We start from the raw sequence: 22,683 nt of genomic DNA on the forward strand, positions 1-22,683 counted from the left end.
GTAATGCAAATAACATTGAGACAATTTGTAGTCAGCCAATGACGTATTGACGGATTTGTCACCGATGGCCACCACCACCCGCAAGATCGCGCCACGTTCTGCCGCCGAAGCGCCGTCACTCGACACCACCGACCGCGAGCTGCTCGCACTGCTGCAAGCCAACGCACGGGAGAGTGTGACGACGCTGGGCAAGAAGCTCGGCATCGCGCGCACAACGGTGATCGCACGCATGGAGCGGTTGCAGAAAGGCGGCGTCATCACCGGCTACAGCGTGCGCCTCAACCAGGCCACGCTGGAGAAGTCTCTGCAGGCCTACGTCGGGCTGGCGGTCGCGCCCCGCGCCGGGCGCGATGTGCTCAAGCGGCTGGCGAAGATGCCGGAGATCAAGCTGGTGTGCAGCGTCAGTGGCGAATTCGACTACGTGGCGTGGATCCGCGCCGACTCACCCAACGCGCTGGACCGATTGCTCGACGAGATTGGCGAGACCGAAGGCGTGAGCAAGACCACCACCTCGGTGGTGCTGGCGGAGCGGATCAATCGGGGGTAGTGGCCCGTTCGTGGTGAGCTTGTCGAACCATGAACTCTTCCGCGTGACTTGTGGTTCGACAAGCTCACCACGAACGGTGATGCACTACAAGCGAGTTACCACTAAATCCGCTTCCCCGTCTCCGCATCAAACCAGTGCACGCGCATCGGGTCGAACGACAGCGGCAGCCGGTCACCGACCTTGACGCTGGTGGCGTTGTCGAGCCGGCAGATGATGCGGTAGTTGGCAAACTGGCCATAGGCGTAGGCGTCGGCGCCGACCCATTCGATCATCTGTACGGCGATGGTGAAGCGCGCCTGCGCATTGGGCACCACCTGCAGGTGCTCCGGGCGCACGCCGAGCGCGACGCGACCGCCGTTGTCGATGGTGGACGGGAATTCGCCGACGTGGAACATGTCGCCCTGATCGGTCTTCAGCGACTGCCCGGCGCGCGCACCCCAGAGCTGGTTCATCGCCGGGGTGCCGATGAAATTGGCCACGAACAGCGAGGCGGGCCGTTCGTAGACCTCTTTCGGCGTGCCGACCTGCTCGATGATGCCGCTGTTCATCACCAGCATGCGGTCCGATAGCGTCATCGCCTCGATCTGGTCGTGGGTGACATAGAGGCTGGTGACGCGCAGCTCCTGATGCAGCTTCTGGATCTCGAGCCGCATGTCCACGCGCAGCTTGGCGTCGAGGTTCGACAGCGGCTCATCGAACAGAAAGACCTTCGGATTGCGCACGATGGCGCGGCCCATCGCCACGCGCTGGCGCTGGCCACCGGATAACTGCTTCGGCTTGCGGTCGAGCAGATGTGACAGCTCAAGGATTTCCGCCGCCTTGGCGATGCGCGAGCTGATCTCGCTCTCGCTCATCTTGCGGATTTTCAGCCCGTACGACATGTTCTCGCGCACGTTCATGTGCGGGTACAGCGCGTAGTTCTGGAACACCATCGCGATGTCGCGGTCCTTGGGCTCCAGGTTATTGACCACCTTGCCGTCGATCAGAATCTCGCCGCCGGTGATGGGCTCAAGCCCGGCCACCATGCGCAGCAGCGTGGATTTGCCGCAACCCGACGGGCCGACGATCACCACGAATTCGCCATCGGCGATGCTGAGATCGACACCGTGGATCACGTCCACATTGCCGTAGGACTTTTTGACCTGCTTGAATTCGACTTGAGCCATAGCGGCACACTATATCAAGGGAAACGCTGAACAAGTCCCTCACGAGCCGCGCATCGCCGGACTCTGGCGGCTGGCTTCGTTGCATAGCCTCATCGTAGCCCCGCTACGACTGCGTTTTGCGCCTCACCATCCATCCCGATCCGCCGCGCGCAGCTTCGCGGGGACTTGTTCAGCGTTTCCCAACCGTCGGACAGGCCATCCATGCGGCGGTGCAGCATGAGCAAGGGAAACCCGCGTTTGCACGGTCATGCGAAAAGTGTCACATTAGTTGACTACGCTATCGCGTTGACCAAAACAACACACAATCAGCACGACTGAGGAGACAAGATGAAAATGATTCGCAAAGCGCTGGCCGTGGCCATCGCCGGGACTGCGCTGCTGGCCGGCACCGCCTCGGCACAGAACAAGCCGATCGAGATCCAGATGTGGATGGGCCTGACCGGGCTCGGCGGCGAAACGCTGACCAAGTACGGCGAAGAATTCAACAAGATGCAGAACGAGTACAAGGTAGTCGTCTCGTTCAAGGGCCAATACCCCGAGCAGCGCGCCGCGGCCGTGGCCGCGTTCCGTGCCGGCAACCCGCCGCACATCATGCAGATGTTTGATGCCGGCTCGGGCGACATGATGGGCGCCAGCAAGGCCATCGTCCCGGTGTCGGAAGTGTTCAAGCGCGCCGGCATGCAGTTCAACCCCGGTGACTTCATCGCGCCGGCCCGTGGCTATTACGGCCTGAAGGATGGCAGCCTGCTGTCGATGCCGTTCAACGTGTCCACCTCGGTGCTGTTCTACAACAAGGACGTGTTCAAGAAGGCGGGGCTCGACGCCAACAAACCGCCAGCCACCTGGCCTGACCTGATTGCGGCGGCGAAGAAGATTCGCAGCACCAACGCGGCCAACTGCGGCTTTACCACCACCTGGCTGGCGTGGATCCAGCTTGAGCAGCTGGGCGCCCGCCACAACCTGCCGATCGGCACCCAGGCCAATGGTCGCGGTGGTCTCAACGCCGAGCTGAACTTCAGCAATCCGCTGTTCGTCAAGCAGGTGCAGACGCTGGTCGACATGCAGAAGGACAAGAGCTTCGACTACAAGGGCCGCAGCAACGATGCCTCGGCCTCGTTCCAGTCCGGCGAATGCGCGATGATCACGCAGAGCTCGGGCGCCTACGGCGGCTACGTGCGTGATGCCAAATTCGACTGGGGCGTGGCGCCGGTGCCGTACTGGCCGGAGGTCAAGGGCGCGCCCTACGCGACCACCGTGGGCGGCGCCTCGCTCTGGGTGTTCAATGCGCCAAACCGCAGCGCCGCCGAGTTCAAGGGCGTTGCCAAGTTCCTCGACTACCTGAAGTCGACGCCGGTGATGACTGACTGGGCGAAGACGACTGGCTTCCTGCCAGCCACCAACGCCGCGTTCAAATATCTGACCGACGAAGGCTACTACGCGCAAAACCCGAAGACAGCCGTCGCCATTGGCACGCTGGCCAACGGCAAGCAGGGTGAGCACACCGGTGGCTATCGCTTTGGCCGCTGGACCGAGATTCGTGACTACTACCACGAGGAAGTCGAGAAGGCGCTGCAGGGCAAACAGTCGGCCAAAGAGGCAATCGACAACAGCATCAAGCGCGGCAATGCTGCGCTGCGTGCGTTCGAGAAAACTGCCGCGACCAACTAAGACCGCCGGCACAACGGAAAAAGGGGCGCTCAACACGCCCCTTTTTTGTTAGATTCGATTCATGCAACGCCGCGTCATCTTCAACGAAAAGCTGCTGCCCTATCTGCTGCTGGCGCCGCAGCTGGCGGTGACGCTGATTTTTTTCTTCTGGCCCGCCGGACAGGCGATCCACATGTCGGTGCTGTCGCAGGACGCGTTCGGCCAGTCAGTCACCTTCGTCGGCCTCGACAACTTCAAGGAAGTGCTGGGCGACGCCGAGTATGTGAAGACGCTGTGGCGCACGGTGCTTTTCTCGTCAGCGGTGGCGGTGACTGCGCTGTTCCCGGCGCTGCTGTTCGCGGTGATGGCGGAGCGGGTGATTCGCGGCGCGACGTTCTACCGCACGGTGCTGGTGCTGCCCTACGCCATCGCGCCGGCGGTGGCGGGCGTGTTGTGGCTGTTCATGTTCTCGCCGTCGATTGGTGTCGTCGCCTACGGGCTCAAGAAGCTCGGCATCGACTGGAACCCCAAGCTTGACGGCAGTGACGCGATGATTCTGGTGATCATGGCGGCGGCGTGGAAGCAGATCAGCTACAACTTCCTGTTCTTCCTCGCCGGGTTGCAGTCGATCCCGAAGGCGCTGCTGGAGGCCGCGTCAATTGACGGCGCCAGCGAATGGAAGAAGTTCTGGACGATCACTTTCCCGCTGCTGTCGCCGACGACATTCTTCCTGCTGGTCGTCAACATCGTCTACGCCTTCTTCGATACCTTCGGCATCATCGACGCAGTCACCAACGGCGGCCCTGCCAAGGCGACCGAGGTGCTGGTCTACAAGGTTTACTACGACGGCGTGCATTCGCTGAACCTCGGCTCATCATCGGCGCAAAGCGTGATCCTGATGGCGATCGTGATCGTGCTCACCGCCGTGCAATTCCGCTACGTCGAGCGCAAGGTGCACTACTGATGCTGGACAGCCCGATCACCGCCGCCGTTGGCCGTCGCAGCAACTGGGTGCCGCATGCCGTGCTCTGGATTGGCGTGTTCATCACGGCGTTCCCGCTCTACGTCACCTTCGTTGCCTCAACGCTGCTGCCGCAGGACATCGCGCAGGTGCCGATGCAGCTGTTCCCCGGCACGCATGGCTGGGACAACTATCGCGAGGCCTGGAGCAAGGGCTCGGCGGGCACCTATCTGTCGCCGCCGGCGGCGACGCTGCTGCTCAACTCGCTGATCGTGGCGCTGGTGGTGACCTTCGGCAAGATCAGCGTGAGCCTGCTGTCGGCCTATGCCGTGGTGTTCTTCAAGTTCCCCGGCCGCATGATCTTCTTCTGGATGATCTTCATCACGCTGATGCTGCCGGTGGAAGTGCGCATCCTGCCGACCTATCAGGTGGTGACCGATCTCAAACTGATCAACAGCTACGCCGGGCTCACCCTGCCGATCATCGCCTCGGCAACGGCAACACTGCTGTTCCGGCAGTTCTTCCTGACCATCCCCGACGAGCTGGTCGAAGCCGCCAAAATTGATGGTGCTGGCCCGCTACGCTTTTTCAAGGATGTGGTGATTCCGCTGTCGCGCACCAACATCGCGGCGCTGTTCGTGATCCTCTTCATCTACGGCTGGAACCAGTATCTGTGGCCGCTGCTCATCACCACCTCGAACTCGCTGGACGTGATCGTGGTGGCGATCAAGAAGATGATTGGCACCGGCGCCGAGCCTACCGACTGGCACATCGTGATGTCCACCACCATCCTGGCGCTGATCCCGCCGGTGCTGGTAATCATCCTGATGCAGAAGAGCTTTGTGAAGGGCCTCACCGATACCGAGAAGTAAGGGCCCGGGCGCAACGACTTTTTCACGAAAGCCTTGTCCGATATGGGCTCAATGCTGGATTCGGTTAGAAGTCGATATTTGCTTTTTTCACGCTCCGAGCCCACATTAAATGGGCATTTTGGCAAAAAGCCGCTTCATCCAAAGCAGCGAACTGACAGTCTCCATTTCTAGAATTTCCGCAAGCAAACAAGGGGGACGCGCTTTGGATCTCGTACTTTTCACTGGCGCCTGGTGGGCGGCGCTGGGCTCCATCATTCTGGCCAACATCGTGCTCTCCGGCGACAACGCCGTGGTGATCGCGATGGCCGCGCGCAAACTGCCCGACGGGCAGCGGCAGAAGGCCGTGTTCTGGGGGTCCGCCGCTGCCATCGTGATGCGGATCATCCTGACGCTGATCGCAGTGCAGTTGCTGCAGCTGCCCTACCTGAAGATCGTCGGCGCCTTCCTGCTCGTCTACATCGGCGTGCAACTGATGGCGGAAGGCGATGAAGACGATGCCGGCGATGGCCACGATGGCGGCAAGGAAGGCATGATGGCCGCCGTGCGCACCATCCTGATCGCTGACTTGGTGATGAGCCTCGACAACGTGATCGCGGTGGCTGCCGCCGCCAAGGACAACAACACGCTGCTGATCATCGGCCTGGCGGTGAGCATTCCGCTGATCGTTTTTGGCTCCACGCTGCTGATGAAGGTGATGGACCGCTTCCCGATCATCATCACCGCCGGCGCGGCGCTGCTGGGTTTCCTCGCGGGCGAAATGTTTGTCACCGACCCGGCCGACAAGGATTTCTTCGACAAGCTGACCGATTCCCACATGTGGGCTGGTGCGCTGGGGGCCATCACCGTGGTCGCGATCGGACTCTACGCCCGCCGTCACCTCGCCGCAAAGATGGCGGCCAAAAACAACAAGTAGCCCGATCAGGCGGGCGCCCGCGAGCCTATTTCGCGGTGCGCTCGATGGTGACGCCAACCAGCGCCGCATTGCGTACGGCGCCTGGCTTGCCAATTGTCACCTTCACCCAGGGCGCGTGAAATTCGCTGAGCACGGTCTGCGCGACGTGCTCGGCCAGCCGTTCCACCGTACGGTAGGTCAGCGCGGGCAAAGTCTCGCTGAGCCGGCGCGAAATGCTGTCGTAGTTCATCAGGCCCTTCGCGCTGTCATGTTCAAAGGCCTCGTGCGAAGCCGCGCCGATTTCGAGGTCAATGACCACCGGCCGCCGCGATACGCGCTCCCAGTCGTACACGCCGAGAACCGTCTCGCATTTGAGGCCGCGAATGAAGATGATGTCCACGTCAGAGCTTTCTGGCGCCTGTCATTTCGCGGCGCTACACTGGCAAGCATTCTAGATACGGTACCGGGGAGCTGGCGCATGTTCACAACCGCAGACATCGCGGCCGCGGTGCTCGCTTATCTGATCGGCTCGCTGTCGTTCGCGGTCATCGTCAGCCGCGCGCTTGGCCTGCCCGATCCGCACAGCTACGGCAGTGGCAACCCCGGCGCCACCAATGTACTGCGCAGTGGCAGCAAGAAGGCGGCACTGCTCACGCTCGTGGGCGACACGCTGAAAGGCGTGCTGGCAGTGCTGCTCGCGAAGGCGTTCGCGGCGCATTTCGGCATCACCGTCAATGGCATTGCGCTGGTCGCCGTCACCGTCTTTCTTGGCCATTTGTTCCCGCTGTTCTTCGGCTTCAAGGGTGGCAAAGGCGTGGCGACGGCAGCAGGCGTGCTATGGGCGCTCGACTGGCGCGTCGGCCTTGGGCTGACGGCCATCTGGGCGCTGGTGTTTGCGGTGACGCGGGTGTCGTCGCTGTCGGCGCTGATCGGTAGCGCCGCCGCGCCGGTGCTGGGCTACGTGTTCTTCGGTAACGGCGCCGTGTTCTACGCCACGCTGGTGATGGCGGCGCTGCTGTTCTGGCGGCACAAGGAGAACATCCGCCGCCTTGCTTCGGGCGAAGAGGCGGCGTTCAAGAAGCGCTGACTGAGGCGGCCGTAGCTCCGCTGCGGCCTACTTCTTCGGCGGTCCGTCGAAGATCTCGCGGGTGACGATGGTCAGCAACTTGTTGGCGGGCGAAGTGGCATCGTCGACGTACCACTGCAAAGCGCCGTCAGCCGCACGCGCCATGCGATAGCACTCCCAGCGATGCGGATTCGGCGGCCCCTTGATGCAGAGCTGGTCGCCGTCCACCCGCCAGCGATCCTCAATGTTGGGCGGTCGTACGTAATGGGTCGGCGCTTCAACCAGAATGAACTGGCCATCCGGTGCGAAATGGCGCTGCACGACGTACGGCCCCTGCAGACCCGGTGGCGCCTTGTCGTAGCGGTTGACCAGCGTCTTGCCAGCGATTGCCGCAGTCAGCGTCGCGGTGGTCAGCGCCGTGCCGCGCGCCGTTTGCTGGGTCGAAAGCTTCATCGACTCCGCCGCCCGCTCATTCGCCCGCCGGCTCTGGTCGGCAGAGTACTGGGCATCGCTCTTCAGCGTGCAGCCCGCGATCAGCGTTGCGGCGAAAACGAGGGCGGCGATCAGCAAGGGCTTGTTCATATCGGCTCACTCAACGGGCAAGGGGCGGAGACAGTTCCATCAGCGGCCAGCGCGGTCGCACATTGATCGCGTAGTCGGCTTTCGCCTCGGTGAGCCGCAGCGCGCCGACGTGCGCGATCATCGCGCCGTTGTCGGTGCAGAGCGCGACGGGCGGATAAAAAACTCTTGCGCCAATTCGGGCGGCCCCGGCCGTCAGCGCTTCACGCAGCCGCGCGTTGGCGCCCACGCCACCGGCCACCACGATCTGCTTGAGTCCTGTCTGTCGTAGCGCAGCCAGCGACTTGCTCACGAGAGAGTCCACGATCGCGGCCTGCACGCTCGCGGCGAGATCCGCGCGCCGCAGATGGTCGGCTGGCAGCAGCGGTTGCGGCGCCGACACTGCACCACGGACCGGCAATTCGGTGCCGGTCAGGCGTCGCACCTCGTTGGCTACGGCTGTCTTGAGCCCGGCAAAGCTGAAATTGAGGTCGCCCGAGTGCAGCAGCGGGCGCGGGATGGCGAACGCTGCAGTGTCGCCGCTTTCGGCCAGTTTGGCCAGCAGCGGCCCACCGGGATAGGCCAGGCCAAGCAGTTTGGCCGATTTGTCGAAGGCTTCGCCCGCAGCGTCATCAATGGTGTCACCGAGAAGCGTGTACTGACCGACGCCATTGACCCGCATCAACTGCGTGTGCCCGCCGGAGACCAGCAGTGCAATGAACGGAAACGCCGGCGCCGGATCGGCCAGCAGCGGCGACAGCAGATGCCCCTCCATGTGGTGCACCGGGATCACCGGCTTGCCCCAGGCAAAGGCAAGGCTGGCAGCCAGCTGCGCGCCCACCAGCAACGCGCCGGCCAGTCCGGGGCCTTGTGTGTAAGCGATTGCTTGCACGTCCTGCCCCGCCACACCAGCCTGCCGGAGTGCCTGATCGGTCAGGCGCAGCCCGTAGCGGATGTGGTCGCGGCTGGCCAGTTCAGGCACCACACCGCCGTAGGGCGCATGCAGCGCGATCTGCGAATGCAGCGCTTCGGCCACGACGCGTCCGGTCGCGCAGTCAAACAGTGCCACGCCGGTTTCGTCGCAGGAGGATTCGATGCCGAGCACCAGTCCGGTTTGGCCAGCAGGCGTCGGTGTTGAAAGTTCAGCCATTTCGGGGTATATTATCGGGCTACTCAGCGAAAACACCGCCTCCGGCAACTATCAGCATGATCATCAAAGTCCGCGAAAACGAACCCTTTGAAGTGGCAATGCGCCGCTTCAAGCGCTCCATCGAAAAAACCGGCCTCCTGACCGAACTGCGCGCCCGCGAGTTCTACGAGAAGCCGACGACCGAGCGCAAGCGTAAACACGCTGCTGCCTGCAAGCGCCATTTCAAGCGCATCCGCAGCATGCAACTGCCTCCGAAGCTCTACTAAGAAGCTTTGTTCGCTGAGTCTTGATGCGGCCCTTCGGGGCCGTTTTCGTTTCTATTTTCCGTTCGTGGTGGCCCTTCGGTTCCGTTCAGGACTAAAGGTCACGCTCAGCACTCACTTCCGTTCGTGGTGAGCTTGTCGAACCACGAACCCTGACCAAGGATTCATCATGTCCCTGAAAGAAACCATCACCAACGACATGAAAGCCGCCATGAAGGCGGGCGACAGCCAGAAGCTTGGCACCATCCGCATGCTGCTGGCGGCGATGAAGCAGCGCGAGGTCGACGAGCGCATCACGCTGACCGATGGTGACATCGTGGCGCTGGTCGAGAAGGCGATCAAGCAGCGCAAGGAAGCCATCGCGCAGTTCAGCGCCGGCGGTCGCAACGATCTGGTCAACAAGGAAACCGCCGAAATCGCGGTGCTCACACCCTATCTGCCGGCACAGATGAGCGACGCCGAAGTGGACGCCGTGCTTGCCGCCGCCGTCGCTGAAGTCGCCGCTACCGGCGTCACTGGCAACGCAGCCATGGGCAAGGTGATGGCCATCGTCAAACCCAAACTCGCCGGCAAGGCCGACATGAGCGCGGTGTCGGGCAAGGTGAAGGCGAAGCTGGGCTAGTCGCCCTTTGCGATTTCCCGCGCTTCGCGCAGCATCGCAATCTTCGTCAACAGCACTTTTGCTTTGGCGACGCGTTCGTTGTCGGGCAAGCTGGCGAGCTCCTTTTCGAGATCAGCGATGGCCTTCATGGCGGCGATTTCCGGCGGTGAGTAGCCGGCGTTTTTGAGCACCCGGTGAATGGCACGCAGTTCGGGCGGTACCAGCGGGTCCTCACTCAGGTCGAGCGGTACACCTTCGCCATCGAGCCCGCTCAATTCGCCCTTGCGCGCCGCCTCGTTCACACGCTGTTCGGCAATGATGTCGGCCCAGTGCATCGGGTTGTTCCTGCATTGATTCCGTGGTGATGGACTGTATCTTAGGCAGATGAAGGCAATCGTCAAATGGCTGCTCGGTGCGGCTGTCGCTGCCGGCGCGGTGGGCTGCGCCACGTTGCTGTCGCACGGCGGCAATCCCTACTTTGATGGCAGCAAGCAACATCACACCTCAACTGGGTTTCGCAACAACTATCCGCACGCGACCGACCAGAACTTCTGGAAATGGCAGTACGAGCGCTTCATGGCGAATGTGCCACCAACGGCACCGCCCGGTGGTTGGGGCAGTGTACTGCCCAGTGTGCGGCCGGACGCCGCCTTTCTGCGCGAGAACCGCAGTGTGCGTACGCTGACCTGGCTGGGCCATGCCACGGTGCTGCTGCAGACCAGCGGCGTCAACATCATCACCGACCCCATCTTTTCTGAGCGGGCGTCACCCGTGCAGTTCGCCGGGCCGAAGCGGCAGGTGCCACTGATGCTCGCGATTGATGAGTTGCCAGTGATCGACGTGGTCTTTGTTTCGCACAACCACTATGACCATCTTGACGCCGCCACCATCCGTGCGTTCAGCGCGCGCTTTCCGTCGGCGGTGTACCTGGTGCCGCTCGGCTTCAAGCCGTGGTTGCTTGAACATGGGGTGCCCGAGGCGCAGGTGCGCGAGCTTGACTGGTGGGATCGCGTCCGCGTCCGCGGCCTTGACTTCACGCTGGTGCCGGTGCAGCACTGGAGCAAGCGCACGCTGACCGATACCAACCGCATGCTGTGGGGCGGCATTGCGGTGGAGGACCGTCTGGTACCGGGCGCGGGCGAGCCGCGCAGTGATGCGCCACCCTGGCGCTTTCTCTACACCGGTGACACCGGCTACTCACAGGATTTCCGCGATATTGGCGCACGGTTCGCGGGCGGCTTCGACTGGCTGGCGGTGCCAATTGGCGCCTACGAGCCGCGCTGGTTCATGAAAGCGCAGCACGTCAACCCGGATGAGTCAGTGCAGATCATGAAGGACGTCGGCGCGCGGCAGGCAATCGGCGTGCATTGGGGCACCTTTGTGCTGACCGATGAGCCACTCGACCAGCCGCCAAAGGATCTGGCGACGGCACTTGCCCGCCACGGCGTAGCGCCGGAGCGCTTTCACGTGTTCAAGAACGGTGAAACGCGGCGTTTGTCCGACTGAGCGCCGGCAATCAATGCTTGAGCAGAAGGAAAGCGGGTGCTGAACTGGCGCCGCTACGCCGCGCGCATCAGCTTCTTGTGCGTTCTTGCCAATGCCTGCAAATATTCCATCTGGTCGGCGAGGATGTGACGGTTGGCGAGGATCAACTTCTCGCTCTTGACCGGGCGATATGGCACGTAGAGCAACCGCAAGCCGGCCTGCTCCGGCGTGCGGCCCGCCTTGTCGAGATTGCATTCGCGGCAGGCGGTGACGCAGTTCTCCCATGTATCGCGCCCGCCCTGTGAGCGCGGCACGATGTGGTCGCGCGTGAGTTCGGTTTCGCTGAATTCGTCGCCGCAGTAGGCGCAGATGTGACGGTCACGTGAGAACAGCAGGCGGTTATCACGGCCGGGCAGCGCCGACACCGGGCTCCAGGTGCTGTGCTTGTGTTCGCCTTCGCAGGCGATGATGGACGCCACCTCAATGACGCTGCGTTCACCGTTGCAACGCTGGATGCCGCCACGAAAAGTGAAGATGACTTGTCCCAGAGACCAGACAACGGTGCCACGTGCGTACTGACAGACGGCGGTTTCCGGCGTCATCCAGCCCTTGGGCTGGCCACCGGAATCAAGTGCCAAGATCGCTAACGACATCGATTCGCTGCTCCCCCTGCGCCGGGTTGGCGCAGTCAACGGTCACTTCTTGCGCAACGCGGTCGCGTCACTAGGACGAAACTTACCACGTTTCGGGGAACGGCGTATGACGATGGGTTGTGCCGCGCCGCAGCCACCGCAGCGTGCGCGATCTTAGCCCTGCAACTGCAACGACGCCAGCCGGCTGTAGAGCGGCGAGTTATTCATCAGCTCGACATGCGTGCCCTGCGCCATCACGCGGCCTTCGTCGATGACGACGATCCGGTCAGCGTTCTGCACTGTGGAGAGGCGGTGGGCGATGATGAGGGTGGTGCGCACCCGCTCGCCGCCGCTTGGGCGGGCGAGCTTTTCGATGGCGTCGGTGACCAGCGCTTCGCTCTCGGCGTCGAGTGCGCTGGTGGCTTCGTCGAGCAGCAGGATCGGGCGGTTGGCCAGGATGGCGCGGGCGATGGCGACGCGCTGGCGCTGGCCCCCGGAGAGCCGCACGCCGCGCTCGCCGAGCTCGGTGTCGAAGCCATTCGGCAGCGCACCAGCGAACTCAGTGACGTGGGCAGCGTCGCAAGCAGCGCGCACGTCGGCGTCGCTCGCATCCGGATTGCCGTAGCGCACATTGTCGGTGACGCTGCCGGAGAAGATCACCGGCTCCTGCGAGACGAGTGCAAAACGTTCGCGCAGCGCGTTGAGATCAGCGGCCTTGACGTCAACGCCGTCCACCGACACCACGCCCGCCCTCGGATCATAAAAGCGCAGCAGCAGCTGAAACACCGTGCTCTTGCCGGCGCCACTCGGCCCGACCAGCGCGACAACTTCGCCGGGCTTGACCGCAAGCGAAAAGTCTTTCAATGCCTCGACTTGCGGTCGCGTCGGGTAGCTGAATGTCACGTTGTCGAAAGTGACCTCGCCGCGCGGTGCAGGCAACGCCAGCGGAGTTGCGGGCGCGGCAATTTCGGTGGGCGTGGCGAGCAGTTCACGGATGCGTTCGCTGGCACCTGCTGCGCGCTTGAGTTGCCCGAACACCTCCGAGATGGCGCCCACTGCCGTCGCCACCATCACGGCATAGAAGATGAATGCAGAGAGCTGCCCGGCTGTCATGCGGCCAGCGAGCACGTCGTGACCACCGATCCAGAGGATCACCGACACGCCAGTGAAGGCCAGCACCACGACGATGGCCGAGAGCATGGCGCTGGTGCGTTCGCGAGCCGCCGCGTTGGAAAAAACGGCGTTGATGCGCTCGGAGAAGCGCTGCCGCTCGAAGCCCTCGCGGGCGTATGCCTGCACCGTGCGCACCGCGTGAATCGTCTCGTCGCCGCGCGCCATCGCGTCAGCGAGCCGATCCTGGCTCTGCTTGGCGAGGTTACGCACCCGGCGGCCAAGCAGCACGACCGGCGCGATCACCAGCGGGGTGCCGACCAGCACGTAGACCAGCAACTTGGGTGAGGTCAGCGCCAGCATGATCAGCGCGCCCAGCATCATCACCAGATTGCGCAGCGCCCACGAGAACGCGTTGGAGACCACGCCTTCGAGCACCTGCGTGTCGTTGGTCAGGCGCGACAACACATCGCCGACCCGCTCGCGCTCGAAGAACGCGGGTGACAGCGTCAGCAGGTGGGCATAGATACGCTGCCGAATGTCATTGACGACACGGTTGTTGACCCAGGCGATATTGGAGAACCGCACGTAAATGCCGATGCCCTGCGCCAGCGCGAGGGCCACCATCACCACCAGAATCTTGTCGATCTCGGCGCTGCTGCCAGCGGCGAAGCCCTGATCGATGACCCGCTTGAGGCCTTCGCCAATGGCCAGCACGGCCGCAGCGGCGACCGCCAGCCCAAGCATGGCCACGGCGATGCGCCGCCAGTACGGCCGCACAAACGGCCACATGAATTGCAGGACGGCGGAGCGATCGTTCATCGAGGGGACTTATGGGCGATTGCTGGCATTGAAAGAGGCACCGGCAAACAATCGGCGGCAGCAACTTTGGTATGAAACACCCATTTGATCTGGGCTCATCGACTGTTTTGCCATGAAGTCGACTGTCGTCATTTTTGCCCATTGAGCCCAGTTGGAATAAGGATCATGAGCGAAAGATGCATCGTCGCAACCGTGCGACGGATGCACGCAAGCAGTGCGTGGTCAAGCAAAACGACAGCCAACGCACCAATAATCGCCGCCGGTGAATACGGATACGCGTCCGTGAAGGAGGTTTAGCTGATGAAACGACGTACTTTCCTGCAGGCAACTGCAGGCGCTGCACTGTTGCCGGGCGCGCTGTTCGCGCAGGACAAATATCCGAGCAAGCCGATCACCTGGATCAGCCCCTATGGTGCTGGCGGCAGCGCCGACAGCCGGGCCCGCCAGGTTGGCAAGCTGATGAGCCAGATCCTCGGGCAACCGATCATCATCGACAACAAGGTCGGCGCCGGCGGCAACATCGGCACCGAGGCCATTGCCCGAGCCAAACCGGACGGCTACACCATCGGCATGGGCAACTTCGCGCCGCTGGCCGTCAACCACGCGCTGTTCAAGAAAATCAACTTCGACCCGCTCAACGATATCGTACCGATCATGCTGATCGAGAAGGGGCCGCTGATCCTGACCGTTCGCGCTGATTCGCCGTTCAAGACGGTGGCGGACATCGTGAAGGCGGCCAAGGCCTCGCCGGGCAAGCTCTCCTACGGCTCGGGCGGTATCGGTGGCACCCATCACCTGAGCGGCGCGCTGTTTGAGCACGTGGCCGGTATCGACATGATCCACGCGCCGTACAAGAGCGGCTCTGCTGCTGCAACCGACTTGCTCGGTGGCCAGGTGCAGATGATGTTCGAGCAGATGTACGTTGCCGTGCCCGGTGTGCAATCGGGCAAGACCCGCGCCATCGCCGTCACCAGCAAGACACGCTCGCCGATTCTGCCGAACGTGCCGACGATGGCCGAGTCCGGCTTCCCCACCTTTGAAGTGCTCAACTGGCAGGGCATTGTGGGCCCCAAAGGGCTGCCGGCCGACATCGTGAAGATGCTCAATGCCGCAGGCAACAAGGCCTTGCAGGACAAGGATCTGCGCCAGAAGATGCTCGATCAGGGCAACGAAATTGCAGGCGGCACGCCGGAGCAGTTCGCGGCGCTGATCAAGGCAGAAATGCCGAAGTGGGGCAAGGTCGTCAAGGACGCCAAGATCGAGCCGGAATGATCCCGGCTACCGCCGTCTGCTGCATCGCCAGCAACGGCGGTTAACCGTTTCGGCGCACCACTGCGCCGGATATCCAGAGTCCAACCAAGGGGAAATATGTGATGAAACTTCACAGACATTGTTATGCGCTTTCGGCGGTGGCAGCAGCGCTGCTTGCGACTACCGCTGGGGCACAGACGTCGAACGTGTCGCTGTTCGGCTTGATCGATACCGGCTTGCAACGCTACAGCGCGTCGGGCGCGGCATCGCTGACCCGCATGGGCACCGACGGGCTCAGCTCGACCCGTTGGGGCATGCGTGGCACCGAGTCGCTCGGTGACGGCCTGTCCGCCAGCTTCTGGCTCGAAGGCGCATTCAGCGGCGACAGCGGCAGTATCGGCTCGACCAACACCAACAACCAGTCAACCGGCTCCGCCACCGGGCTCTTTGGCCGTCGTGCCACCGTGAGCCTGTCGGGCAATTTTGGTGAAGTTCGTCTCGGTCGCGATCTCACGCCGGCGTTCTTGAACCTGTCCGACTTCAATCTGTACGGCACCAACGGCACCGGCAACGCTGGCGCCATGTTCTACCCGATCTTCTCGAGCCAGACGCACGTTCGCGCATCGAATGGCATCAGCTACTTCACGCCGGGCGGGCTTGGTGGTGTGTACGCGCACGTCACCTATGCGTTTGGCGAAAATTCGACCAACTCGGATGGTCGCTACGCATCGGGCCGCATCGGCTACAAACAGGGGCCGTTGCATGTCGCCGTTGGCACCGCGCGTACCAACTATCTGGCCGGTAACCAGACGCAAACCACCGCAGGTGCCAGCTATGACTTCGGCGTGGCGCGTCTCAATGCGCTCTACGGCGTGAACAAAAAGGCCACCGTGGAAAACTCGGCGTTCCACGTCGGTGTTGCGGTGCCGCTGGGTGCATTTGAGGTGCGTGCTGGCTACACCGACGCCCGCGTGAAAGGCGGCGACGGCGCCCGGCAGATCATGGGCGGCGTGCTTTACAGCCTGTCCAAGCGCACCACGCTTTACGTCGATGCGTCACAAGTGGACAACAAGGGCGTTGGCAAAAACTTCGCAGTGGGCGACGGCCTGAAACCCGTCACGGCAGGTGGCAATTCGACCGGCTTCGAAGCCGGCATCCGCCACACGTTCTAGGTCAATCCATGCCATTCGCTGCATGAATGCGGCGAATGGCACGTTTACCGAACCAGCAGCTCATTCAGGGCCGCCGCGGCAACCGCCGGGCGGCTTTTTTATTTGCTGCCTACCGGCTCCAGCCCGGTTTTGGCGATGACTGGCGCGGCCTTGGCTGAGGTGAAGAACTTGATGAGTGCACGAGCCGCCTCCGGCTCCTTCGCGCCGGTCACAATGCCGGCGGAAAAGAACGTTGCCTGCTGCACTTCGTCGGGCAGCGGGCCGATGTAATCGATACCGGGGATCGGTACCAGTTCGCTCACCTGCTGCAGCCCCAGCTCGGCGTCGCCACGCGCGACCACGGTGCCTACCCGTTCGCTCAGGATGCGCTTGCTCTTCGGCAGCACCTGCTCGGCGATACCCAGCTTCTGCACCAGTTGCGTCGAGAAGTAGGTGCCGCTGGCACTCGCTGAGTAGGCGATGGATTTGGCGTCGAGCAGCGCCTGCTTGAGTTTCGGCACCGTGCTGATGTCGGGCTTTGGTGCGCCGCCCTTGACTGCGAAACCGATGGTCGAGCGCACCAGATCCACGCGGCTGCCGGCCACGGCCTTGCCTTCCTTGATGAAGCCGTCGAGCGCCGGACCGGCGAGGATGATGACGTCGAACTGCTCGCCGCGCGCCAGCCGCGTCGGGATGGCGTCGGGCGCGTTGCCCATCGAGGCGCCAAACGACGAGATGACCTTGTGCCCGCTTTCTCTCTCGAACAGCGGCACGAGTTGTTTGTAGGCTTCGGTGAAAGCGCCTGAGGTGATGACGCGGATTTCCGCACTGCGGGGCGCTGGCGTGGGTGTCGGCGCGATGGCGCACGCCGCCAGCAATGTTGCGGCGCCCAGCCCCAGCAGGGCGAGTGCGCCACGAAGTGTTTTGCGGCGGAGGGGCAATATCGGTTGCATACGGGTTCCTGTCGCCGGTAGGCGGAAGTGTGGGGTCGGCTGACGCGGTGGCTGCGCCGTCGTCTGTCAGGGATCAGTCTAAGCCAGCGTCCTGTCATGGTGACCACGTCGTCCCGCCGTCACCTTCTCCAACCTGGGCCTCATGTCCGACATCCGGCACGAATTCCGTATCAAGCCGCATCGGCAGCCAATTCGACAGGAGGTTTACGTCATGGCACACGGTATCAGCGAGCGGATTCAGGGGCTGCTGACGCGGGCGTTCGTCACGCTTGCGTGCGTCACGGTGGCAGCGACTTCGCTGGCCGCAACTACGTTTCCCGGGACTGGCACCGGGCTAATTCCAGATGGCCCCAGCAGCACACCATCGGCGCCCACGACGCCGCTGACCATCAGTTTCGCGGTCAGCGGCGTCACTGCTCCGTTGACCGATATTCGGGTCAGCATGACGCTGACGCATACTTTTGTGGGAGATGTGGAAGCGCGACTGATTTCACCGGGCGGCATGGTCTCGTTCCCGCTGTTCGGGCGGGTAGGCGTGACAACCGCAACCGCATTTGGCAAGAGCAATGACCTTAACGGCACTTACGAATTCGTGGACCCGGCGGTCACGCTCGAGAACCTATGGAGCGTCGCGGCGGCATTGACCAGTAGCGCGGATCCAATCCCTGCAGGCACCTATGCCACCACTCCGGTGGGAGGCGCTGGCGTGACCGACCCGCCAGCCTTGACCAACCTTGTCGCCGCGTTTGCTGCCTTGCCGACCGCACAGGTAAATGGCACCTGGCAATTGCGGATTGGGGACTGGACCTCCTTTGATACCGGCACGGTGACAGCCGCGAGCCTCACGCTGGAGTCCGCGCCGCCGCCGGTTCGGCTGGCAACGGCCCCCTCGACATTGCGCTTCGGTGCCAATCCCGCCGTGGGTTTCGGCCCCGCGCTGCCGGTGTTGCTGAGTGCGCCGACCGCAAACGGCGCGACCGCCGTCAATGTCAACACCGCCGCGAACTGTTCCATCACCGGTGCCAACGCGGCGCAATTTGCCGTAGTGTCGGACGCGGTGACCGTCGCGGGCGGTCAAACGCGGCAGTTGCTGGTGCAGTTCCGGCCGGTGGGCTCCGGTGTACGCACGGCGTCGCTGAATTGCCCGCTGACATCAACCCCAGTGACGACGGTCTCACCGGCCACCGTGCAGGTGGCATTGGTCGGGTATGCCGGCGAGGAACCGAAGCCAAACTGTTACGACCTCGACGGTAACGGCACGGCTGCCGCAACCGTGGATGGCTTGCTGATCGTGCGCCAGATGCTCGGCATCACGGGCGCGGCAATCGGCCAAGGCATCACGCTGTCGGCACCACGCAACAGCCCGAAAAAGGCGCTTGCGTTTGCGAGAACGCAGTGCGGGCTGCCTGACTGAGGCCCGGCGTTGTCAGCAGCGGGTCATCCGATGCCTTCGGCACGGAAGGCCCAACCCGTGAAGCGCCGCTCAACAAGTGCAGTGATCGCATAGAGCGCAATGCCAAGCACGGCGAGCGCCGCCACACCGGCGAACACCAGCTCCACATTGAAGCCCGCCTGCGCGTCGAGCATCATCTTGCCAAGCCCCGAGTTGGCGCCGATGGTTTCTGACACCACCGAGCCGACGAAGGCGAGGGTGATGGCAACTTTCAGCGAGCCGAAAAAATACGGCATCGAGCGCGGAATGCCGACTTTGCGCACGACATCGAGCTTGCTGGCGCCGAGGGCGCGCAGTACATCTTGCAGCTCCGGCTCGGTGGTCGCCAGCCCCGTGGCGACGTTGACCACGATCGGGAAGAACGAGATCAGGAACGCCGTGAAGATGGCCGGAATGGTGCCGATGCCGAACCAGATGATGAGGATGGGCACCACCGCCACCTTCGGCACCGCGTTGAAGGCAATCATCACCGGGTAAAGCGCGCCGTAGATCAGTTTTGACCAGCCGATCGCGACGCCGAGCACGAGACCGAACACGATCGCGAGCCCAAACCCGAGCAGCGTAGTCATCAGTGTCTGCAGGCTGTTGTCCCGGATCGCAGGCCAGTACTGCACCAGCGCCTTCGCGACTGCGGAGGGCGTGGGCAACACCGTCGCTGGCAGGCTGAACAGCACGCAGGCGAGCTCCCACAGCAAAATCAGCGCAGCGGTGAAGGCGAGCGGGGCGAGGAGGTTTTCTTTCCAGTGTTTCATCGCTGACTCCTAGTGCTTGCCGATGTGTGAGCGCAGCTCATGCACCAGGTCCTGAAACGGCTTCTCGTAAGTGATCTCGAGATCACGCGGACGTGGTAGATCAATCGTCTGCACCTTCACAATCTTGCCCGGCCGGTCGCTCATCACGTACACGGTGTCGGCGAGGAACACGGCCTCGCGCAGGTCATGGGTGACCAGCATCGCGGTGACGCCGCGTGACTGGTGGATGTCACGCATCATGCACCACAGTTCCTCGCGAGTGAAGGCGTCAAGCGCGCCGAATGGTTCGTCAAGCATCAGGATTTCCGGCTCGTGGATCAGTGCGCGGCAGATGCTGGTGCGTTGCTGCATGCCACCGGAAAGTTGCCAGGGAAATTTTTCGGTGAAACCGCCGAGACCGACGGACGCGAGCAGCGCGCGCGCCTTGTCGCGATAGGCCGCTTTCTCGCGACCGATGCGCGAGCGGTGGGGCTCGACGATTTCCAGTGGCAGCAGCACGTTGTCTACCGCCGTGCGCCACGGCAGCAGATTGGCCGCCTGAAATGCCATGCCGACCTTGTTGATCGGCCCGGTCACCGCTTTGCCCTCGATGGTGAGCCGGCCTTCGGACGTTGGCTTGAGCCCGCTGATCAGCTTCATCATCGAGCTCTTGCCGCAACCCGAAGGCCCCACCACCGCGATGAATTCGCCCTTGTGAATGGTCAGCGTCAAATCGTCAACCGCTTTCACTGCCTGCTGGCCGTGGCCATACGTCATGCTCACGTGGTCGAGCACTACCAGCGGATCGCCCGCGTTCACCATCACACACTCCGCAATGTCTGTTTGGCCACGGCACGCAATTTGCGTACCGGAGCCATCGATCAACAAGACCTGACAAGACGGAGATTTCATGAAACGTCGCGCCCTGTTCGCAACGCTCACCCTCGGTGCGCTGTCGTCATTCGCCACGCTCGCGCCCACTGCGTTTGCCCAGACACCGATCAAGTTCGCCCTCGATTGGCGCTTCGAGGGGCCGGCGGCGCCCTATTTTGTGGCGCTCGACAAGGGCTACTACAAGGCCGAAGGGCTGGACGTGACTATCGACACTGGCAACGGTTCCACCGAGGCCATCAATCGTGCTGCATCGGGCGCGTATCAGTTCGTGTTTGGCGACATCAACACGCTGGTGCGCTTTCGTGACAAGCCCGAGAGCAAGAAACTCAAGGTTGTGGCGATGATTTACGACGCGCCGCCGTTCGCGATCGTGTCATTGAAGAAGGCTGGCATCAGCAAACCGAAAGACCTGGAAGGGAAGACGCTCGGCGCGCCCGCCGCCGACGGTGCCTACGCGCAGTGGCCGGCCTTCGTGAAGAAGAACGGCATCGACGCCAGCAAAGTGAAGATCGAAAACGTCGGCTTCCCGGTGCGTGAGCCGATGCTTGTTGAAGGCAAGGTGGACGCCATCACCGGCTTCTCGTTCTCGTCGTACATGAATCTGCGCGGTCGCGGTATCGCTCAGGACGATATCCACGTGATGTTGATGCGCAACCTCGGACTGGAGCTTTACGGCAACGGCATCATCGTTGACAGCGAATACGCGGCGAAGAACCCGAAGATCGTGCAGGGCTTTGTCAGGGCCACCCTCAAGGGCTGGCAGGACGCGATTGCCGACCCGAAGGGCGCGATTGCCTCGCTGATGAAGCGGAACTCGATCCTGAACGACGGCCAGGAATTCGTGCGCTTCAAGATGGCGATTGACCAGAACGTGCTGACACCCGAAGTGCGCGCCAACGGCATCGGCGGCGTCGACATGAAGCGCCTGGCGCGTTCAATCGAGCAGATCGGCGAGGGCTTCAAGTTCAGCAACAAACCGAAGGCGGAAGACATCTTCGACGCAAGCTATCTGCCGGCGAAACCGGAGCGTACAATCAAGCAATAGCTTTTCGGAAGATTGGCGTCCGAATGCGGCATGGCCGCCGAAATTGCAGAAAGTTGACTTTAGCCATTAATAGGTGTCAAGCCCGCATCAAATAAGCGCTTTCTGAAAAAGCCAATGACGATTCATGCCTTCGTCATGGCCGGTAGAATGACGTCATGAACAAGCTTCTTGATGTCGCCGAATACATGCACTTGGTCGGGCGCTCCGCCCGCTCGGCCGCGCGGGTGATCGCCCGCGCCAGCACCGCCAGCAAAAACGCCGCCCTGCTGGAGATCGCCGCCACCATCGAGAAGCGCGAAGCCCACATCCTGGAAGAAAACGCTGCCGACGTGCGTGACGCCAAGAAGGCCGATCTCACCCCGGCGCTGATCGACCGATTGACGCTGACCCCGAAGTCCGTTGCTGCCATGGCCGAGGGCCTGCGCCAGATCGCGCAATTGCCCGACCCGGTGGGCGCCATCGACGGAATGCGTACGCGGCCATCGGGCATTCAGGTCGGCAAGATGCGGGTGCCGCTCGGCGTCATCGGCATCATCTACGAATCGCGCCCGAACGTGACGGCCGATGCCGCTGGACTTTGCCTGAAAAGCGGCAACGCGGTCATCCTGCGTGGCGGTAGCGAGGCTGCGCGATCCAATCAGGCGATCGCCGGCTGCATCGACGCCGGCCTCAAGGCCGCCAAATTGCCGGAGACGGCGGTGCAAGTGATCGAAACCACCGACCGTGCGGCGGTGGGGGAAATGATCACCCGCCCGGAATACATCGACGTCATCATTCCGCGCGGTGGCAAAGGCCTGATTGAACGCATCGCGGCCGACGCCAAGGTGCCGGTGATCAAGCACCTCGACGGCAATTGCCATGTGTATGTGGACGAGCATGCCGACCTCGACAAGTCGGTGCGCATCGCGGACAACGCGAAAACCCGTCGCTACGGTGTCTGTGGCGCGATGGAGTCACTGCTGGTGCACGAGGCGCGCATTCATGACGTGCTGCCGCGCATTGCCAAGGTTTTTGCCGACAAGGGCGTGGAGATGCGCGGCTGTGAACGTACCCGCAGCGCGCTTGCCGCGTTCGATGTAAAGGCAGCCAGCGAGGAAGACTGGTCAACTGAATATCTCGCGCCAATCGTCTCGATCAAGGTCGTGGCCGATCTCGATGCGGCCATCTCGCACATCGAGCAATATGGCTCGCACCACACCGACAGCATCGTCACCGAGCATTGGAGCCACGCCCAGCGCTTCCTGCGCGAGGTGGATTCGGCGAGCGTCATGGTCAATGCCAGCACGCAATTCGCCGATGGCTTTGAATACGGCCTCGGCGCCGAGATCGGCATCTCGACCGACAAGCTGCACGCGCGCGGGCCCGTCGGGCTCGAGGGGCTCACTACGCAGAAGTATGTGGTGCTGGGTGATGGTAGTGTGAGGGCCTGAACG

General features: G+C 62.7%; 24 protein-coding genes. 14 read left to right on the forward strand and 10 right to left on the reverse strand.

Features of this window, described 5'->3' with window-relative positions; all coding sequences use genetic code 11:
* Nucleotides 1–64: 64 nt before the first annotated feature.
* Nucleotides 65–547 carry an Lrp/AsnC family transcriptional regulator gene (locus FKL89_RS01285; RefSeq protein ID WP_156860918.1) on the forward strand — a complete coding sequence of 161 codons (483 nt, stop codon included), beginning with the start codon at nt 65–67 and terminating at the stop codon, nt 545–547.
* A gap of 101 nt (nt 548–648) precedes the next feature.
* On the opposite strand, the gene FKL89_RS01290 is transcribed toward FKL89_RS01285, so the two are convergent.
* Nucleotides 649–1,713 carry a sn-glycerol-3-phosphate import ATP-binding protein UgpC gene (locus FKL89_RS01290; RefSeq protein WP_156860919.1) on the reverse strand — a complete coding sequence of 355 codons (1,065 nt, stop codon included), beginning with the start codon at nt 1,711–1,713 and terminating at the stop codon, nt 649–651.
* A 327-nt stretch (nt 1,714–2,040) separates the two neighbouring features.
* Between FKL89_RS01290 and ugpB the strand changes: the two genes are divergently transcribed.
* From ugpB to FKL89_RS01310, 4 genes are all read left to right on the forward strand, one after another.
* Nucleotides 2,041–3,381 (forward strand): sn-glycerol-3-phosphate ABC transporter substrate-binding protein UgpB, encoded by a 1,341-nt coding sequence (gene ugpB / locus FKL89_RS01295; protein WP_156860920.1) that lies wholly within the window; start codon nt 2,041–2,043, stop codon nt 3,379–3,381.
* 61 nt (nt 3,382–3,442) lie between these two features.
* Complete coding sequence (gene ugpA, locus FKL89_RS01300) at nt 3,443–4,324, forward strand: sn-glycerol-3-phosphate ABC transporter permease UgpA (RefSeq protein WP_156860921.1); 882 nt, start codon at nt 3,443–3,445, stop codon at nt 4,322–4,324.
* Nucleotides 4,324–5,193 carry a sn-glycerol-3-phosphate ABC transporter permease UgpE gene (gene ugpE / locus FKL89_RS01305; protein WP_156860922.1) on the forward strand — a complete coding sequence of 290 codons (870 nt, stop codon included), beginning with the start codon at nt 4,324–4,326 and terminating at the stop codon, nt 5,191–5,193. The genes ugpA and ugpE overlap by 1 nt, the downstream gene beginning before the upstream one ends.
* Before the next feature lie 202 nt (nt 5,194–5,395).
* Complete coding sequence (locus FKL89_RS01310) at nt 5,396–6,106, forward strand: TerC family protein (protein WP_156860923.1); 711 nt, start codon at nt 5,396–5,398, stop codon at nt 6,104–6,106.
* A 25-nt stretch (nt 6,107–6,131) separates the two neighbouring features.
* On the opposite strand, the gene FKL89_RS01315 is transcribed toward FKL89_RS01310, so the two are convergent.
* Nucleotides 6,132–6,485, reverse strand: coding sequence for a dihydroneopterin aldolase (locus FKL89_RS01315; protein WP_156860924.1), 354 nt, complete (start codon nt 6,483–6,485; stop codon nt 6,132–6,134).
* Between the two features lie 78 nt (nt 6,486–6,563).
* Here FKL89_RS01315 and plsY point away from each other — a divergent pair, with 78 nt between their 5' ends.
* Nucleotides 6,564–7,172 carry a glycerol-3-phosphate 1-O-acyltransferase PlsY gene (gene plsY / locus FKL89_RS01320; RefSeq protein WP_156860925.1) on the forward strand — a complete coding sequence of 203 codons (609 nt, stop codon included), beginning with the start codon at nt 6,564–6,566 and terminating at the stop codon, nt 7,170–7,172.
* Nucleotides 7,173–7,199: 27 nt separating this feature from the next.
* Here the strand turns inward: plsY and FKL89_RS01325 are convergent, their stop codons facing one another.
* Together FKL89_RS01325 and tsaD are read right to left on the reverse strand one after the other, a co-directional pair.
* Nucleotides 7,200–7,733 (reverse strand): hypothetical protein, encoded by a 534-nt coding sequence (locus tag FKL89_RS01325; protein WP_156860926.1) that lies wholly within the window; start codon nt 7,731–7,733, stop codon nt 7,200–7,202.
* Nucleotides 7,734–7,743: 10 nt separating this feature from the next.
* Nucleotides 7,744–8,859, reverse strand: coding sequence for a tRNA (adenosine(37)-N6)-threonylcarbamoyltransferase complex transferase subunit TsaD (tsaD, locus tag FKL89_RS01330; RefSeq protein ID WP_156860927.1), 1,116 nt, complete (start codon nt 8,857–8,859; stop codon nt 7,744–7,746).
* Between the two features lie 56 nt (nt 8,860–8,915).
* Here tsaD and rpsU point away from each other — a divergent pair, with 56 nt between their 5' ends.
* A complete protein-coding gene (gene rpsU, locus FKL89_RS01335) occupies nt 8,916–9,125 on the forward strand; it encodes a 30S ribosomal protein S21 (protein WP_156860928.1) in 210 nt (69 codons plus the stop codon).
* A 166-nt stretch (nt 9,126–9,291) separates the two neighbouring features.
* Nucleotides 9,292–9,744, forward strand: a complete 453-nt coding sequence (locus FKL89_RS01340) for a GatB/YqeY domain-containing protein (protein ID WP_156860929.1) — start codon at nt 9,292–9,294, stop codon at nt 9,742–9,744.
* On the opposite strand, the gene FKL89_RS01345 is transcribed toward FKL89_RS01340, so the two are convergent.
* On the reverse strand, nt 9,741–10,058 hold the full coding sequence (locus FKL89_RS01345; protein WP_156860930.1) for a DnaJ family domain-containing protein: 318 nt from the start codon (nt 10,056–10,058) through the stop codon (nt 9,741–9,743). The two genes, FKL89_RS01340 and FKL89_RS01345, sit on opposite strands and share 4 nt — an antisense overlap.
* A gap of 49 nt (nt 10,059–10,107) precedes the next feature.
* Between FKL89_RS01345 and FKL89_RS01350 the strand changes: the two genes are divergently transcribed.
* Nucleotides 10,108–11,229 (forward strand): MBL fold metallo-hydrolase, encoded by a 1,122-nt coding sequence (locus tag FKL89_RS01350; protein WP_156860931.1) that lies wholly within the window; start codon nt 10,108–10,110, stop codon nt 11,227–11,229.
* Between the two features lie 53 nt (nt 11,230–11,282).
* Here FKL89_RS01350 and FKL89_RS01355 read toward each other — a convergent pair whose 3' ends face one another.
* Nucleotides 11,283–11,861, reverse strand: coding sequence for an HNH endonuclease (locus tag FKL89_RS01355; protein ID WP_156860932.1), 579 nt, complete (start codon nt 11,859–11,861; stop codon nt 11,283–11,285).
* Between the two features lie 153 nt (nt 11,862–12,014).
* On the reverse strand, nt 12,015–13,772 hold the full coding sequence (locus FKL89_RS01360) for an ABC transporter transmembrane domain-containing protein (protein ID WP_238363452.1): 1,758 nt from the start codon (nt 13,770–13,772) through the stop codon (nt 12,015–12,017).
* Between the two features lie 300 nt (nt 13,773–14,072).
* On the opposite strand from FKL89_RS01360, the gene FKL89_RS01365 reads away from it, so the two are divergent.
* Both FKL89_RS01365 and FKL89_RS01370 read left to right on the forward strand, forming a co-directional pair.
* The gene (locus FKL89_RS01365; protein WP_156860933.1) at nt 14,073–15,044 is read left to right on the forward strand and encodes a Bug family tripartite tricarboxylate transporter substrate binding protein; all 972 of its coding nucleotides are present in this window, start codon (nt 14,073–14,075) and stop codon (nt 15,042–15,044) included.
* Nucleotides 15,045–15,145: 101 nt separating this feature from the next.
* Nucleotides 15,146–16,195 (forward strand): porin, encoded by a 1,050-nt coding sequence (locus FKL89_RS01370; protein ID WP_156860934.1) that lies wholly within the window; start codon nt 15,146–15,148, stop codon nt 16,193–16,195.
* A gap of 98 nt (nt 16,196–16,293) precedes the next feature.
* Here FKL89_RS01370 and FKL89_RS01375 read toward each other — a convergent pair whose 3' ends face one another.
* Nucleotides 16,294–17,127 carry a substrate-binding domain-containing protein gene (locus tag FKL89_RS01375; RefSeq protein WP_156860935.1) on the reverse strand — a complete coding sequence of 278 codons (834 nt, stop codon included), beginning with the start codon at nt 17,125–17,127 and terminating at the stop codon, nt 16,294–16,296.
* Between the two features lie 211 nt (nt 17,128–17,338).
* Here FKL89_RS01375 and FKL89_RS01380 point away from each other — a divergent pair, with 211 nt between their 5' ends.
* Nucleotides 17,339–18,541, forward strand: a complete 1,203-nt coding sequence (locus tag FKL89_RS01380; RefSeq protein WP_156860936.1) for a hypothetical protein — start codon at nt 17,339–17,341, stop codon at nt 18,539–18,541.
* Nucleotides 18,542–18,564: 23 nt separating this feature from the next.
* Here the strand turns inward: FKL89_RS01380 and FKL89_RS01385 are convergent, their stop codons facing one another.
* Both FKL89_RS01385 and FKL89_RS01390 read right to left on the reverse strand, forming a co-directional pair.
* Nucleotides 18,565–19,332 (reverse strand): ABC transporter permease, encoded by a 768-nt coding sequence (locus tag FKL89_RS01385; RefSeq protein ID WP_156860937.1) that lies wholly within the window; start codon nt 19,330–19,332, stop codon nt 18,565–18,567.
* Between the two features lie 9 nt (nt 19,333–19,341).
* A complete protein-coding gene (locus FKL89_RS01390) occupies nt 19,342–20,133 on the reverse strand; it encodes an ABC transporter ATP-binding protein (RefSeq protein WP_156860938.1) in 792 nt (263 codons plus the stop codon).
* An 88-nt stretch (nt 20,134–20,221) separates the two neighbouring features.
* On the opposite strand from FKL89_RS01390, the gene FKL89_RS01395 reads away from it, so the two are divergent.
* Nucleotides 20,222–21,250 (forward strand): ABC transporter substrate-binding protein, encoded by a 1,029-nt coding sequence (locus FKL89_RS01395; protein ID WP_156860939.1) that lies wholly within the window; start codon nt 20,222–20,224, stop codon nt 21,248–21,250.
* Between the two features lie 155 nt (nt 21,251–21,405).
* Nucleotides 21,406–22,680 carry a glutamate-5-semialdehyde dehydrogenase gene (locus FKL89_RS01400; protein WP_156860940.1) on the forward strand — a complete coding sequence of 425 codons (1,275 nt, stop codon included), beginning with the start codon at nt 21,406–21,408 and terminating at the stop codon, nt 22,678–22,680.
* The last annotated feature ends 3 nt before the right edge of the window (nt 22,681–22,683 follow it).

The organism is Casimicrobium huifangae, assembly GCF_009746125.1.
Classification (GTDB): domain Bacteria; phylum Pseudomonadota; class Gammaproteobacteria; order Burkholderiales; family Casimicrobiaceae; genus Casimicrobium; species Casimicrobium huifangae.